General features: G+C 42.4%; 19 protein-coding genes and 1 pseudogene. 14 read left to right on the top strand and 6 right to left on the bottom strand.

Translation table 11 applies throughout. From position 1 onward, the window contains the following. Positions 1-87 precede the first annotated feature (87 nt). From J2S23_RS03955 to J2S23_RS04010, 12 genes and pseudogenes are all read left to right on the top strand, one after another. Positions 88-1,122, top strand: coding sequence for an oxidoreductase (locus J2S23_RS03955; RefSeq protein WP_307121457.1), 1,035 nt, complete (start codon positions 88-90; stop codon positions 1,120-1,122). A gap of 103 nt (positions 1,123-1,225) precedes the next feature. Beyond that, positions 1,226-1,462, top strand: a complete 237-nt coding sequence (locus tag J2S23_RS03960; RefSeq protein WP_307121458.1) for a YneF family protein — start codon at positions 1,226-1,228, stop codon at positions 1,460-1,462. A 49-nt stretch (positions 1,463-1,511) separates the two neighbouring features. Further along, the gene (gene racE, locus J2S23_RS03965; protein ID WP_307121459.1) at positions 1,512-2,306 is read left to right on the top strand and encodes a glutamate racemase; all 795 of its coding nucleotides are present in this window, start codon (positions 1,512-1,514) and stop codon (positions 2,304-2,306) included. Further along, entirely contained in the window at positions 2,303-3,280 is a 978-nt protein-coding gene (locus tag J2S23_RS03970) for a nucleoside-triphosphate diphosphatase (RefSeq protein WP_307121460.1), read from the top strand. The genes racE and J2S23_RS03970 overlap by 4 nt, the downstream gene beginning before the upstream one ends. Next, positions 3,274-3,789, top strand: a complete 516-nt coding sequence (locus J2S23_RS03975) for a metallophosphoesterase (RefSeq protein WP_307121461.1) — start codon at positions 3,274-3,276, stop codon at positions 3,787-3,789. The genes J2S23_RS03970 and J2S23_RS03975 overlap by 7 nt, the downstream gene beginning before the upstream one ends. Continuing rightward, complete coding sequence (cbpB, locus tag J2S23_RS03980) at positions 3,786-4,256, top strand: cyclic-di-AMP-binding protein CbpB (RefSeq protein WP_307121462.1); 471 nt, start codon at positions 3,786-3,788, stop codon at positions 4,254-4,256. Before J2S23_RS03975 ends, cbpB begins: the two co-directional genes overlap by 4 nt. Continuing rightward, the gene (xerD, locus tag J2S23_RS03985; RefSeq protein WP_307121463.1) at positions 4,243-4,986 is read left to right on the top strand and encodes a site-specific tyrosine recombinase XerD; all 744 of its coding nucleotides are present in this window, start codon (positions 4,243-4,245) and stop codon (positions 4,984-4,986) included. The genes cbpB and xerD overlap by 14 nt, the downstream gene beginning before the upstream one ends. A 124-nt stretch (positions 4,987-5,110) precedes the next feature. Further along, positions 5,111-5,830: a segregation/condensation protein A gene (locus tag J2S23_RS03990; RefSeq protein ID WP_307121464.1), complete on the top strand. Its 720-nt coding sequence runs from the start codon at positions 5,111-5,113 to the stop codon at positions 5,828-5,830. After that, positions 5,814-6,380 (top strand): annotated as a pseudogene (gene scpB / locus J2S23_RS03995) (SMC-Scp complex subunit ScpB); the annotation flags it as partial. The gene J2S23_RS03990 and the pseudogene scpB, both read left to right, overlap by 17 nt. 167 nt (positions 6,381-6,547) lie before the next feature. After that, positions 6,548-7,270, top strand: a complete 723-nt coding sequence (locus J2S23_RS04000) for a pseudouridine synthase (protein ID WP_307121465.1) — start codon at positions 6,548-6,550, stop codon at positions 7,268-7,270. A 2-nt stretch (positions 7,271-7,272) separates the two neighbouring features. Next, on the top strand, positions 7,273-7,518 hold the full coding sequence (yidD, locus tag J2S23_RS04005) for a membrane protein insertion efficiency factor YidD (protein WP_307121466.1): 246 nt from the start codon (positions 7,273-7,275) through the stop codon (positions 7,516-7,518). A gap of 456 nt (positions 7,519-7,974) precedes the next feature. Continuing rightward, positions 7,975-8,481, top strand: a complete 507-nt coding sequence (locus tag J2S23_RS04010; RefSeq protein ID WP_307121467.1) for a tRNA (cytidine(34)-2'-O)-methyltransferase — start codon at positions 7,975-7,977, stop codon at positions 8,479-8,481. Between the two features lie 167 nt (positions 8,482-8,648). On the opposite strand, the gene J2S23_RS04015 is transcribed toward J2S23_RS04010, so the two are convergent. Further along, on the bottom strand, positions 8,649-9,011 hold the full coding sequence (locus J2S23_RS04015) for a hypothetical protein (protein ID WP_307121468.1): 363 nt from the start codon (positions 9,009-9,011) through the stop codon (positions 8,649-8,651). A gap of 22 nt (positions 9,012-9,033) precedes the next feature. Beyond that, positions 9,034-9,522, bottom strand: a complete 489-nt coding sequence (locus J2S23_RS04020) for a hypothetical protein (RefSeq protein ID WP_307121469.1) — start codon at positions 9,520-9,522, stop codon at positions 9,034-9,036. Between the two features lie 302 nt (positions 9,523-9,824). On the opposite strand from J2S23_RS04020, the gene J2S23_RS04025 reads away from it, so the two are divergent. Next, on the top strand, positions 9,825-10,337 hold the full coding sequence (locus J2S23_RS04025) for a hypothetical protein (RefSeq protein WP_307121470.1): 513 nt from the start codon (positions 9,825-9,827) through the stop codon (positions 10,335-10,337). A gap of 144 nt (positions 10,338-10,481) precedes the next feature. Here the strand turns inward: J2S23_RS04025 and J2S23_RS04030 are convergent, their stop codons facing one another. The 3 genes from J2S23_RS04030 to J2S23_RS04040 form a co-directional block, all read right to left on the bottom strand. Continuing rightward, positions 10,482-11,501, bottom strand: a complete 1,020-nt coding sequence (locus J2S23_RS04030; RefSeq protein WP_307121471.1) for a HAMP domain-containing sensor histidine kinase — start codon at positions 11,499-11,501, stop codon at positions 10,482-10,484. Then, on the bottom strand, positions 11,482-12,165 hold the full coding sequence (locus tag J2S23_RS04035) for a response regulator transcription factor (protein WP_307121472.1): 684 nt from the start codon (positions 12,163-12,165) through the stop codon (positions 11,482-11,484). Before J2S23_RS04035 ends, J2S23_RS04030 begins: the two co-directional genes overlap by 20 nt. A 158-nt stretch (positions 12,166-12,323) precedes the next feature. Further along, on the bottom strand, positions 12,324-12,956 hold the full coding sequence (locus tag J2S23_RS04040) for an NAD(P)-dependent oxidoreductase (protein WP_307121473.1): 633 nt from the start codon (positions 12,954-12,956) through the stop codon (positions 12,324-12,326). Positions 12,957-13,098: 142 nt separating this feature from the next. Here J2S23_RS04040 and J2S23_RS04045 point away from each other — a divergent pair, with 142 nt between their 5' ends. Next, entirely contained in the window at positions 13,099-13,425 is a 327-nt protein-coding gene (locus J2S23_RS04045; protein ID WP_307121474.1) for a winged helix-turn-helix transcriptional regulator, read from the top strand. A 169-nt stretch (positions 13,426-13,594) separates the two neighbouring features. On the opposite strand, the gene rlmD is transcribed toward J2S23_RS04045, so the two are convergent. Then, complete coding sequence (gene rlmD, locus J2S23_RS04050; protein ID WP_307121475.1) at positions 13,595-14,947, bottom strand: 23S rRNA (uracil(1939)-C(5))-methyltransferase RlmD; 1,353 nt, start codon at positions 14,945-14,947, stop codon at positions 13,595-13,597. Positions 14,948-15,147 lie beyond the last annotated feature (200 nt).

The following is a 15,147-nucleotide window of genomic DNA, read 5'->3' on the forward strand; positions in this document are numbered from 1 at the left end:
TTTTTCTAAGTTCAAAAATGTGTCGGAGATTTGAAATTTAATGGTAAAAGGTCTACAATGGGAAAAAAGCTTGAGGAGGGTTATGAGATGAGTATGCTTTTATCTCCTGCAACTGTCGCAGGATTAGATTTGAAAAATCGTGTGGTGATGGCACCGATGTGCATGTATGAGGTCCATGAGGAAGATGGTGTTGCTACCCCTTTTCATTTTGCCCATTACGGAGCTAGAGCCATTGCCAATGTAGCCTTAATCATTCAAGAGGCAACAGCAGTTAGCCCAGAAGGGCGTTTGTCTAATCAGGATTTGGGGATTTGGAATGACCAGCAGTTAGAACGCTTGACGGATTTGGTTGCTCAGCTTCATTTTCTAGGAAGTAAAGTCGGCATTCAACTCGTGCACGCTGGGAGAAAGGCTAAGGATGTTGAGACTCCTTTGGCGCCGTCAGCTCTGGCGTTTAACCAGGATTATGGGCAACCAGAAGCCCTGTCGCTAGCAGGTATCAGTGAAATAAAGGAGGCCTTTGTGGCAGCAGCTGCTAGAGCCCAAGAGGCAGGTTATGATATGATCGAGCTTCACGGTGCGCATGGTTACCTGATTAACCAGTTTTTATCCCCGCTAACGAATCAGAGAACTGATCAATATGGGGGTAACTTGGAGAACCGTTTTCGCCTGCTCAAAGAAATCCTAGAAGGGGTTAAAACGGTCTTTACGGGTCCTATTTGGGTTAGACTATCAATTAAGGATTATGCTCCTGGAGAGACAACAATAGAAGAGTGGCAAGAAGTTGCCAGATGGTTAGAAGAGTTAGGTGTTGCCTGTATCGATGTTTCGACGGGAGGCGTTATTAATGCAAGCCCTGACATACCAGTCTACCAAGGGTATCAGGTACCTTTTGCGACTGACATCAAACAAGCTGTAAGTGATGCTGCGGTTGCTGCGGTTGGGTTGCTTGACAACCCAGGCCTTTGTGAGCATATTTTGCAGACCGGCCAGGCGGACCTCATTATGCAGGGACGGGCTCTGATTCGCAATGTCAATTGGTTGGCAGATGCTGCTGAAATCCTTCATGATAAAGATTATCAGCCTTATAATCACTCTTACGTGAGAGGTCAGGTTCGCTAGCCTTAAACTGCCTGTGAAAATTTAAGGAAACAGCTTCTAGGACTTTCTTAATTTGCCTCTTTTTGGTATAATGAAAAGGATTAAAACTTAGGAGTGATTTTAGATGAATACTGGTTTAGCGATTTTATTGATTGTCCTTGCTTTGGCAGGCGGTACATTTTTAGGAGCCTTTTTGGTTCGTAAGCAGGTTGAAAAAGACTTTGCTGAAAATCCTCGTCTCACTGTAGATGCAGTACGGGCTATGATGTCTTCTATGGGCCAAAAGCCTAATGAAGCCAAGGTGCAACAAGTTTACCGTCAAATCAAGGCGGCTCAAAAAGACGCTATCAAGAAAAAATAAGGATATGAGAAGGGACTGGGTTTTGCCCAGTCCCTTTTGGAGATTAAGCATGGACAATAGACCGATTGGTTTTTTAGATTCGGGGGTTGGAGGTCTGACCGTCGTTCGCGAATTCATGCGCCAGTTACCTCATGAACGGGTCATTTTTGTAGGAGACCAAGCAAGGGCTCCATACGGACCAAGACCTGCTGAGCAAATCCGAGCTTATACTTGGGAAATGGTTCAATTTCTGTTAACTAAGGATGTGAAGATGATAGTCTTAGCTTGTAACACAGCAACCTCTGTTGTTTGGGAAGACATTAAAGCTAAACTAGACATTCCTGTCCTTGGTGTGATTCTTCCTGGTGCTTCAGCAGCTATCAAATCAACAAAATCTGGTAAAGTTGGCGTTCTAGGAACTCAGATGACCATCACTTCGGATATCTACCGAAAAAAAATTCAGGCACTGTCGCCAGAAACTGAGGTGACGAGTCTTGTTTGTCCTAGATTTGTGCCATTAGTCGAATCTAATGAAATGCATTCGAGCCTAGCTAAAAAAGTGGTTTATGAGACCTTAAAACCTCTCAAAGGTAAGGTGGATACCTTGGTTTTGGGCTGTACGCACTATCCATTATTGCGGCCAATTATCCAGAATGCCATGGGCCCAGGAGTCAAATTGATTGATAGTGGCGCTGAAACTGCGCGTGACATCTCGGTATTGCTCAATTATTTTGAAATCAACGCAGCGCGTGAGGCGATCAGGAGTAACCATGAATTTTACACAACTGCCAGTCCAGAAGCCTTTCAAGGCATCGCAGAAAGCTGGCTTGGTCAAAGGATAGAAGTGGAGCGTGTGACCTTATGAGTCAAGATATTTTTGAATATAAGGACGATAAAGACTGGTATGTCGGCAAACTAACGGACTATACCTATATTTCAAGCTTTGAAGATGATGAAGTGTTCAGTCAAATCCAACATCAGTTGTATCAGATTTTGGGTGGCTTTGAAAATGATGGGAAACTGGGTGAAGAAAAAGGCCTTCAAATTCATGTGATTTCCTATAGTTCCATTTTAAAACTCATGTCCTTTGTGGTGGATATGATTAACCAGATTTTTCAAAAAGACTTGACTGTCAAGAAACATCAGGGGGCTGTTTTAGTCCTGGAAAATGATGTCATTAAATCCGTTCATCTTCCCAAAGAAGGCATTCCGCTGTCAGCCTTGACAGGAGGGGGAGAGGACTTGGGAGACACTATTCTCATTGCGACCCGTAACGAAGGCAAGACCAATGAATTCCGTGATTTTTTTGCCAAATTAGGCTACGGTGTCCAAAACTTGAATGACTTTCCAGATTTACCTGAGGTTGAAGAAACAGGAACAACTTTTGAAGAAAATGCTCGCTTAAAGGCAGAGACAATAGCTCAATTAACAGGAAAGATTGTTCTTGCGGACGATTCGGGCTTAAAGGTTGACGTGCTCGGTGGTCTGCCAGGTGTTTGGTCTGCTCGTTTTTCAGGACCAGATGCGACGGATGAGAAGAACAATCAGAAGTTATTGCATGAACTGTCGGTCGTCTTTGATCAAAAGGATCGCAGTGCTCAGTTCCACTGTACACTCGTTCTGGCTAAACCAGGTAAGGAGAGTTTAGTGGTCGAAGCTGACTGGCCAGGTTTTATTGCCTTTGACAGTCACGGAGAGTATGGCTTTGGTTATGACCCCCTCTTTATCGTGGAAAGTTCTGGAAAGCGGGCGGCAGAATTGACCACTGAAGAGAAAAACACACAGTCTCACCGTGCCCTAGCACTGAAAAAACTCATGGAGGTCTTTCCAACATGGTAACACGATTGATCATTATGAGTGATTCTCACGGTGACCGTACTATCGTAGAAGAAATCAAAAAGCGCTATCAGGGCCAAGTGGATGCTATCTTTCACAATGGGGACTCTGAACTAGAAGCTAATGATGACCTTTGGAATGGCATTTATGTGGTCAAAGGCAATTGTGATTGGGCAGCCTTCCCAGAAAGGACCACCCTTGATATTGCTGGGCTACGAATTGCTCAGACGCATGGCCATCTCTATGGTATAAACTATGGGTGGACCAGACTGGATTATTTGGCAGAAGAAGTAGGAGCAGATATTTGCCTCTATGGGCACCTTCATGTACCGGCAGCTGACATGCGCGAAGGGGTTCTCTTTATTAATCCTGGCTCAATCAGCCAACCCAGAGGAATGATTCAAGAAAGATTGTATGCTCAACTGGATATTTACCCAGATCATTACCACATTGAATTTTTGGATCGCAATCACCAAACCTACCCAGCTTTAACAAGGGATTTGAAACGATGATAAATGCACATTTTAAAGAATTTTTACGGTCACAAGAAGAAACTTTTTTAACCCCAGCGGAAAATCTAGCCGTCCTTATTGATACCCATAACATGGATCATGCTAAGCTGGTCTTAACCCATATGGCTTATTCTCGCGTCCCTGTTGTGACGAAAGAAGGTAAATTTGTGGGGACAATTGGCTTGACAGAGATTATTCGCTATCAGTTAGAAAATGAATTGTCTGATGAAGACCTCAACCAAGATATCGGATCAATTGTTAAGACAGACGTTCTTTTTGTTAGTGACTTTTATAGTCTGACTCAGGTCATGCATGATTTGATTGATCAATCCTTTCTCCCGGTGGTTGATAAGGATGGTTTTTTCAAAGGGATTATCACGCGAAAAGCTATTTTAAAAGCTATCAACAGTATGTTGCATGAGTTTTCTGATAGCTATGATATCGAGGAAAAGCATGACCGCCATTGACGATTTTTTGAATCAAAAGGACTTATCTCACAATTCAGAAACGGCTTATCGCTATGATTTGGAGCAGTTCAGACAAGTCGTTGAGGGAAATATTGAAGCTGGAACCTTAAGGCATTACCAGCAGTTTTTGGGAGGTTTGAAATCAACAGCTCAAAAACGGAAATTATCGGCAGTCAATCAATTCCTGTATTTCCTCTATGAGACCGGACAGTTAAAACAGTACCATAAATTGAGTTTATCCGTTACAACGCGAATGGATCAAGTCATTCACAAACCGAAGGCAAAACTGATGGATTTGTCCATCTTATGGCAAGAAACAGCCTACGCTACTGGACAACTCTTTGCACTGTTGATATGGCAGCTGGGTCTACTGCCTAGTGAAATTCTTCAACTCAAGGCCAGTGACTTGGAGTTGGACTTTAAGGTTATAACGGTTAGCCGCGGGTCTGTTAAGCGTGTCTTGAAGCTACCTAACCAGCTTCTCCCCTATCTGGAGAATCTCCCTAAAGAAGGTTTACTGTTTGCAAAGAACGAGCGCCCTTACTCGAGGCAATGGTTTTCTAATCAGTTGAACCACTATTTAAAAACACTTGGTTTAACTGAGCTGACTGCGCAAAAATTACGAGAACAATACATTTTAGAACAATTAGAGCGAGGGTTAAGTCTTGAACAAGTCGCTAAAGCCTTAGGATTAAAATCAACTGTCACGCTGGAAAAATATTGGAAGTAATCCATAAGCCAGCTGAGGAAACACTCTTGTCCTCATAGTTGTTAAAGGTATATTAATCGGTTTTAGACTTTAGACGATAACTACAGTAAAAGGTGCAACAAAGCGGTGACGTTTGGTAATAAGAATGGATATAAAATTAAAAGATTTTGAGGGACCACTGGACCTCTTGCTTCACTTGGTCTCTAAATATCAGATGGACATTTACGATGTGCCAATCACTGAAGTTATAGAGCAGTATTTAGCCTATATTGCAACTCTTCAAGCGATGCGGTTAGAGGTGGCTGGTGATTATATGCTGATGGCAAGTCAGCTCATGTTGATTAAAAGCCGAAAACTGTTACCCAAGGTTGTCGCTGAAACACCTGAGGAAGAAGATCCTGAACTCGATTTGATCAATCAAATCGAGGAGTATCGGAAGTTTAAGGTGCTGAGTCAGAAGTTGTCCAACCAGCATGATTGGCGAGCCCAATATTTCTCTAAACCAAAACAGGATTTAGTCTATGAAGATGTCACCCTCAAGCGTGATAAGACGAGTGTTGATATCTTTTTGGCCTTTTCTCAGGTTATGACTGCAAAACAGGCTGAGTTTAAACGGAGTCACACGACGATTGCAGCTGATGACTTCAAAATTGAGGACATGATGGCCTATATCGAGTCTCGATTTGAAGAGCAACGAGAACTGCGTTTGGAAGACGTTTTCCGAGCTAGCCAATCCATGAGTGAGTTGATTACCATGTTTTTAGCAACCTTGGAATTAATGAAGACCCAAATGATTACAGCAACCCAAGAAGAACCTTTTGGGCCAGTGTATTTGAGAAAGGTAACCCATGAGCCGACTAGCTGAAATTGAAGCCTTGCTGTTTATTGCAGGGGAAGAGGGATTGAGTTTACGCCAGATGGCAGAAGTCTTAGAAATACCCCCAACGGGGCTCAGCCAATCCTTAGAGAAACTGTCTCAAAAATATCAAGACGATGAAGAGTCTTGCCTAGCCCTTATTCAATCATCTGGCAAATACCGTTTAGTCACTAAGGAAGAACATGCGGATCTTTTGCGACGTTTTTCGAGAACTCCAATTAACCAATCTATGTCTAGGGCCTTGCTTGAGACCTTATCAATAGTTGCCTATAAGCAACCGATTACGCGGGTTGAAATTGATGATATACGGGGCGTTAACTCAAGTGCAGCTCTGTCAAAATTGGTCACTTTTGAACTGATTGCGTCAATCGGCACTAAAGACGTTATTGGACGTCCAAGACTTTATGCAACGACGGAACATTTTCTAGATTTTTTAGGCATTAATAGCTTGGAAGAGTTACCAGAGGTGAGCGAGCTAGACCTTGAAGCAGAAGAGAGCCAGCTTTTCGAGGAACGAGCTGATCTTCCTGACGAGGATTTGGATGAGTTAGAAGATAGCCCAGAACTGAGCGAGTCTACCTTGTCGGAAAAGGATCTGCCAGAGGCAGAAGGGCTTAGAGAAACAGAGTCAGCTGATTTTATTGCTGAGCAAGAGTAGGTCATGACCTAGCTCTGCTATTGCCAAAAAGAAAAAGAGAAAGATAAATGCGTATCAATAAATTTATTGCCCATGCGGGTGTAGCGAGTCGTCGAAAGGCAGAAGAGCTGATTAAACAGGGACTTGTAACGGTTAATGGTCAGGTCATCACTGATTTAGCTACAACCATTAAGTCTGGAGATCGTGTCGAAGTTGAAGGCACACCAATTTACAATGAAGAGAAGGTTTACTATTTGCTCAATAAACCACGTGGGGTGATTTCGTCGGTGTCAGATGAGAAGGGCCGTCAGACTGTTATTGACCTATTACCGCAGGTAAAAGAACGCATCTATCCTGTCGGTCGTCTTGACTGGGATACGTCGGGGGTTTTAATCCTGACCAATGACGGAGACTTTACGGATGAAATGATTCATCCGCGTAATGAGATTGATAAGGTCTATGTAGCGCGTGTTAAGGGGGTGGCTAATAAGGAAAACCTTCGCCCATTGACCCGTGGGGTTGTGGTGGATGGTAAAAAAACCAAACCTGCAGTTTATGAAATTTTGAAAGTGGATCCAGTGAAAGGTCGTTCAGTGGTTCAATTGACCATCCATGAGGGCCGTAACCATCAGGTGAAGAAGATGTTTGAAGCTGTTGGACTCCCAGTGGATAAATTGTCACGGACACGTTTTGGCAATCTTGACTTGACAGGTCTTCGTCCAGGAGAAGCACGACGTCTCAATAAGAAAGACATTTCCAAACTTCACGAATTAGCTGTTCGTCAAAAATAATCATGAAAAAAGCACTCATCTCTTTGGTCCGTTGGTACCAAAAACGCATTTCACCTCTTAGCCCACCATCTTGTCGCTTTCAGCCGACCTGTTCAAATTACATGATAGAAGCCATTGAAAAGCATGGTCTAAAAGGGGTATTAATGGGGATTGCCCGTATTTTTAGATGCCATCCTCTAAGTTCTGTCGGAGACGATCCGGTACCGGATTATTTCAGCTTGAGACGAAATGTAGCGTCTAGAAAGTAAGCTCTGGGGCTCATTCTTTGAATAGTAAAGGCTATCAGAAAAATCGACCAACACGGGTGGGAACAATTTATTCTCATTGTATCAAAGGGGTACATGTCGTTCATGAAAATCGTGAGACGATTTCCTCTCTTTGCGGATTCCTTTATTTAAATATGGACAGAACTATGAGTTGACTTGTTCTAATTGTAACTATGGTCACAAAAACCCAAGATTTTCAGAAATTTTTCTAAAAATAGGAACAAATCGCTTGACACCAGCGTTCAGAGTGATATACTAAAAAGTGAAATTGATTGGCTTACATCAAACCTGTTGTGATTTAAGTTAACCAATAGCTGACTACGCCAGTTGCTGAGCATGACTCCGACTGGCGTCGTTTATTTTTAGGCGATTATTGCTGGAGAGAACTTTTAATGTCATCTCTTTCTTCTGCCTATCACCCAAGAAGGAACATTTCTTATGACACGGAACCATATCGTACTTTTTCAGCCTCAAATCCCTCAGAATACAGGCAATATTGCTCGCACGTGTGCAGCGACCAATAGTCCCCTCCATATTATTCATCCTATGGGATTTCCCATTGATGATCGTAAGATGAAGAGGGCCGGCCTTGATTATTGGGATAAGTTAGAGGTCTCTTACTACGATTCACTAGAAGACTTTTTGGAACAGTGCCAAGGACAGTTGCACTTGATTTCTAAGTTTGCGACTAAGATTTATTCTGAAGAGTCCTATGCGGATAATCAGGACCATTACTTTATCTTTGGTCGCGAGGATACTGGCTTACCAGAAGAGTTTATGAGAGCTCATCCTGAGGAGACCCTTCGGATTCCCATGAATGATGAACATGTTCGTAGCCTCAATGTGTCCAATACGGTCTGTATGATTGTTTACGAAGCCCTCCGTCAGCAGAATTTTGCTGGTCTAGAATTGGTACACACCTATGATAAAGACAAATTAAAATAGAGACGTTAACGAAAGGCATCAGAAAAAGCCTCCTTCTCGCACCGTTAAGGTAGCAGAGGGAGGCTTTTGAGGTGTTAGCCGGTAGGAATGATAAGGGAAGGCTTGATGTTTTGAGTAAAACAGTTGAGGAGAGCTAAATTGTTTTCCAAAATTCATCAAGCTTTCCATTAAGCAATCGCTTCGGTTTCGATTATCGGTAAGAGGTGAGATAATTGATCGTCAAAATCTCTGAGTTGGTATTCAACCACTTTCAGTTCCTGTTGTTTTAGAAGATCAATCATGCGATCGAAATAGCGATAGAAGAAGTTTTCAGTAGGAATCGAAGTGAAAAACTGTTGATAGTTCCTTAAATAGGTAGACATAGTGCGCAGTTTTTGAAGCTGCTCCAGTACGAGAGACAAGAGAGTATGATGTTTATTTTTTAATAGCGCAGGAAAAGATTTTGCCATCTGATAACTAGCTAATAGATACTCGGTCTTGTGCAATTCTTCATTGAACTTATGAATAGCAACTAAATCAAAATGTGACATGGGATACTCCTTTCATCTTGTATTAGGAATGTAGGGCTCTTGAAAAGCTAATGGCCCCAGCAGCTATTAGCACGATGCCAACCATAACAGCAAGGTTTAAAGCTGCAATGGAAGGAAAGAGAAGGAAAAAGCTAGCAAAGAAAATACCTGTCAAACATTCTAATATATCGATTTGACGAAGATTATTTTCTTTTGCTTTTTGGAAACGTCTGAAACTCTGAACAATTAACCAGATACCAATCATGCCTGGTAATAAGGAGGCATAATCTGTATTGGAAATCCAATTGAGGAGAAGCCAAACGCTGAAAATCAAACTCATTCCTAAGCTTAAACTGATTGTCTTAAAGCTTTCTTTCTTTTGATACCAGAGATAGCCATTTCGTATGGTATTGCCCACTGCTACAACCAAACAAATTAAGGATAAAATGTTAATATTGGCAATGGGGTAAATAAAGAACATAATACCAGAAATCAGTAGTGCTAAACTAATCAACAAATGTTTAACTCGCATTGTCATTCTCTCCTTTGCTTAAATAAGTAGACGCCTCCGGTAAGGATGATCAGCAATAAAGTGATTTTAGAAAATGTTTTTCTTGTCATATCTAGGACCTCTTTTCGTTTTGATGGGTTTAGTATAGCTCATAAAAGTAACATCAAAGTAAACTTTTGACTATTTTTTAAAAATTATTTCAACCGAAAAAAGAGGTTTTATCCGAAGGGGTGTGTTCCATTTTGACGAGTTAGAGAAAAACTTTACCGAAAGTTTACTTTTGGGAGGTATAGTATAAAAAAGAAAAAATAAAGGTGGTTATTATGAAACGAAACATCCAACTAATTTCAGGCCTTATTCTAGGAGTTTTAGCTTATTACTATTTTACCTATCCAGAATGGAGCCTTTCTTTTGTATCACTGATTTCAGCTTCAATGAGTGCTTTATATGGCGTTAAGGAATTTCTGTCTAAGCGACGCTCTCCAAGAGTCATGGACCGATTGGTTGGTTTTGGGACAGTAGCCATTTCTATTCTTGGGTTTGGTTATAGCGTGACGTCGATTGCATTACACGCTAACCCAAGTAAGGGAGTTATCATTGTTCTGGCTAATATCTGCTTGTTGAAATTATTAGATGCCTATGCCCAGTCTTATCGAGAAACTAAGAATGAAACGACTGTCTTGTTTTACTGGATTCTCTTGTGTGGTACTATATTCTTAGAGTTACTAGGTGTTATGGGTCAGATGTTAGTCTTTAACCTTATCGGCGTACTAATAGGATGTATTGCCTTGTTACTACTCAATGACTGGCTACGTCAATTTCGTTACCAAGCCTAATCAGAAAAAACGTTAACCTAAAAGAAGCTGAGCATTGCCCAGCTTCTTTTTTGCTATTTTGTAGAAAATCTGGGGAAATCCCTGTTTTTGAGTATTGCGTGGCTTTTGAGAGATGCTGTCCTATCCCTGTTGTCAAGGGAAACCTTACAAGGTCACCGTAAAGCGCGTCAGGTGTTCTGGGTCGCTGACAAGACTGATGGAACCATTGGTCAAGGATAAGACTTTTTTGGTAATGGCAAGGCCTAAACCGAGACCGTCTTGTTTTTGAGGAGTTTCTTCTTGGTAAAACTTATCATAGAGATAGGCTTGTTTTTCCTTTGGAATGAAAGGACCATCATTGGTGAATGAAACAATGATTTCTTGCCCATCTTGGTAGCCATCTATCCAAATATGCCCACCAGGCTCGACAAATTTAATGGCGTTTGACAAAAGGTTGTTCCAGACATGAGATAGGAGGGTCGCATCCCCTTTATAAACCAATTCTGGCAAATCGATGTCAAGGGTGATTCCTTTTTCTTCAATTGCGGGGAGGGCTAAAATAGCGGCCTGACGAATCGATTCGCTGAGATCAAAGACAAGCTTATTGGTGAGGATTTCTTGGCCCTCTAAAGCAGTGAGAATCATGATATTCGTTGACAGGGTGGCTAAGCGACTAGCTTCTTTTTCAATGACTGAGAGGTATTGGTCTTTTTTCTCAGGGCTAATATCTTCTTTTTTAAGGAGTTTAGCAAATCCTTGGATAGAAGTGATTGGTGTCTTAAATTCATGGGAAAATTCATTGATAAAATCATCTCGAAGACTCTGTACGTGCGATAAATCCTGGGTCATTTTATTAAAGTCCAAATAAACCTTATTAAAGGGGCTCTTTTTTTCAAGCGGAATTTTTTGGGAAAAGTCACCATTAGCAACCTCAGATATAGCATCTGTCAGAGATTTGATATGTCTTTCAGTCTTATAGGTTGAGTAGGTGATGACGATAAAAATAATAGCCAAAAAAGGTGTGCTGACACCAATAATATTAAGAAAGACATTCCACCCGAGGTAACCAATTTGACTGAACCCCCAAAATATTAACCCAATAGTGAGTTGCGTTATGGCAACAATTGCAAAGTACCGCTTAACTTGCCAGACCAAGAAAGGATGATCATTTAGAAATCTTTTCATGGAGCTCTCCTTTGTAACCTAAACCTCGGACTGTTTTGATACTAAAGTCTGAAAACTCTTGACAGGATTTACGGATACGACTGACATGTGTTTTTACGGTATCTTCACTACTGTATGAATCTAGGCCCCAAATGTCATCGAGGAGTTGCGTTTGCGTGAAAATGTGATTTGGGTAAGACAGGAGTTTAAAGAGAAGTTGGAATTCTTTTTTAGGCAGTTCCAGGGTTTGATTGGGACTGGTAATGGTATAGGTGGTTTCATCTAAAACCGTTTCACCTACCTTGATCTGATGCTTAGCAGAAATATTGGCTCGCCGTAAAAGTGCCACTAAGCGTAAGGATAGCTCCTCGATGTTAACCGGCTTGGTCAGGTAGTCGTCTGCCCCGTTTAAGAAGCCTTCTTTCTTGTCGGTCAAGGCTTGCTTGGCTGTCAGCATTAGGATGGGAATGGTATTTCCCTGAGCACGGATTTCTTTTACTAGTTCTTGACCATCCATCTTGGGCATCATGATATCCGTAATGAGGAGGTCTGCCTGACCGTTTTCAATGATAGTAAGGGCTGTGAGTCCGTCATCAGCGGTTAATATGCTGTACGATTCTTCCAGACTATCTTTGAGCAAGAGTTGGATGCTTTGATCATCTTCTGCTATGAGTATCGTGGCCATAATCGTCCTCCGTGTCTAAAATATAGGTCCTATTATAACATAAACATATATGGAAATTCTAGCTAAAACTGAACTAGGGGACCCAAGAATCAACTCAGTTCTTCAGCAGTTAAAGGTAGAAAAACCTAGCCCAATAGAGATGGACTAGGTTTAGAGGATTATTTTTCTGCTACTGCAGTGAAGCGTTGACGGATAAAGTTGCCGTTTTCGATCTCATCGACAAGAGCAAGTGCGTAGTCAGCGTAGCTGATATAGCTTTCGCCAGCTGCATTAAGGATTAGTTCTTCACCACCTAATTGGTAGTTGCCACTGGCCTTGCCTTCTGCATCAAAGTCTGCTGCTGGGCTGAAGAAGGTCCAAGCTGTCGCTGAGAAGGTTCGCAAGGTCACCAAAGCGTCAGTCATCGCTTTAGCAAGAGGATAAAAGGCTGCTGGGAAGTCAGGCGTCTCTAAGAGCTGAGTAGTGTGAGCCGGGTCAACAAAGAGGCTACCAGCGCCACCGACGACGATAAAGCGCGTTTCTGTTCCAGCTAGAAGCTGGGAGACATGACGAAAAACCTTATCAAAGAGTGGAAATGTCTCCTCTGTCCAAAACCCAATTGCCGAGACGACAACATCAAAAGCAGAAAGGTCCTCTGCAGTGAGTTCAAAGACATCCTTGACAAGTACAGGAGTGTGGCTAGTACTATCCGCCCTACGAACAATAGCCGTGACCTCGTGACCACGCTTGAGGGCTTCTGCAAGAATGAGTTTTCCAGATTGGCCATTGGCACCAATAATAGCAATTTTCATATTATTACCTTCCTTTTCGATAGAAATGTGTTATAATCATTTATACACTTAGTTTAACAGCTTACGATAAAAAAACAAGTAGGTATTTTTGGGATATATAGTATCTTTTAAGATAGAAATGGATAAGGACGGTGTAAAAAAGATGGAATTATTTGGACAGTGTCCCTTTGTGACGACACAAAAATTAATCAGTGGCAAATGGGCGATTTTGATTTTGCACCAATTGGATGGTCAAACCAAGCGATTTGGCCAGCTTCAGAGAGATCTTGGAGACATCACGCAAGCAACCTTGACCAAGCAATTACGCTATTTAGAAGAAGAGGGCCTGGTGATTCGTAAAGTCTATCCAGAAGTCCCTCCTCGTGTGGAATACAGTCTGACAGAGATCGGCCAGGAATTTCACACGGTTTTAGAGCAAATTGAGGTCTGGGGAGACAAGTATATCGCGCTTTTGAAGGAGAAAGGGTAGAGTTGCAGGGAAACGATTTAGTTAGTTACGGAGAATATGAAGTATGGAGACATAAATATTCTTTTGCTAGTAAACTTTATCAATCATTTAAGGTAAAAAAACAGACACCTGCTCTATTGATGGAGAAAGAGTGTCTGTTTTTTTTGTGATTAAACTAATTGATTGGCTACTATCGCCGCACCAACTTAACAACCGCCTCAGTCCTTGCGGTGTGTGGGAACATGTCAACCGATTGGATATACTTGACCTCATAGGCCTTGACCAACTGGGCGAGGTCCCTAGCAAGGGTCGAGACGTTACAAGAGACGTAGACCATCTTCTCCGGTTTAAACGTCAGAAGGGTCTCCAGCAACTTGTCATCGATTCCTGTTCGTGGTGGGTCCACGATAAGAGAAGTGGCGCGATAGCCTTCCTGGTACCACTTCGGAATGATGACTTCCGCAAGACCAGCTTCGTAATGACTGTCCGTAACACCTAAGCGCGCAGCATTTGCCTTCGCATCCTCAATCGCTTCAGGAATAATATCCATCCCTCTGATCGAGGCCACTTTGCCAGCAAAGGCGAGGCCGATGGTCCCAACCCCGCAGTAGGCGTCAATGAGGTGATCGTCAGGGTTTACGTCTAAGGCCTTGACGGCTTCGCCGTAAAGGATTTGGGTTTGCTTGGGATTCAGTTGGTAAAAAGCGCGTGGGGACAGGGAGAAGCGGTAATCCAAAACCCCTTCTTCGATGCTATCCTTACCCCAGAGAATCTTGGTATAGTCCCCGTAGATCTCGCTGGTTTTGGATTTGTTCAGGTTAAAGGCAATGGTCTCTATCTGAGGAAAAGCCGTGGTCAGGTCACGGATAACAAAGTCAAGGTTGACCGGTTTTGAAGCGATGAAGATAATCTGAACTTGGTCAGTCGCATCAGCCTTTCGGATCATGACTGTGCGGACTCCGGCAATCTTACGCTCATCGTAAATTGGTACATCGTAGCGGGTCAACAGGAGGCTAATCTGGTTGATGATAGCTTGGGTTGTCTCGTCCTGCACCAAGCAGTCTCTCAGTTCGATCAGGCGGTGAGAGTTTTGCTGGTAGAGGCCAGCGACGACCTTGCCTTTGAACTTTCTGACTTGGAATTGGAGTTTTGCCCGGTAATGGGTCGGATCAGCCATTCCAATTGTGGGACGGATTTCAAAGTCTTCATAGCCTTGGGGTTGGAATTTTTTTAGAGCTTGACTGAGCAAGTCCGTTTTGAAATCCAGTTGCTTATCGTAACGCAGGTGCATAATTTGACAGCCCCCACAAGCCTGATAGACCGGACAAGCTGGCTCCACTCGGAATTTAGACGGCTTGTTAATTTTAAGCAATCTGGCCTGCGCATAATTACGCTTGACCTCAGTGATTTGGCAGAACACCTCCTCACCTTTGAGAGCTCCATCGACAAAGACTAGAGTTTTCTTATAAAAACCAATGCCCTCGCCATTAATGCCGAGACGCTTGATTTTAAGAGGAATGTTTTGTTTAATGGTTAAAGTCATACCTTTATTATAACATGGGAGGAGAGAGTGTGGAGGGAAAAGGGTATTTTTGTGACTCAAGAACGTTCGGTTTTTTGAGAAACGCTTACATTTTTTGAAAAAAGCTATTGACAGCTATTTAAAAACGTGTATAATTAAATTCAAATCAGAAAAGTAATCAAGGATTTGTTTTCAGGGAGCTTGTGGGTATTGTGAACAAG

Origin of the sequence: Streptococcus moroccensis, from assembly GCF_030812835.1 — a bacterium.
GTDB classification, from domain to species: domain Bacteria; phylum Bacillota; class Bacilli; order Lactobacillales; family Streptococcaceae; genus Streptococcus; species Streptococcus moroccensis.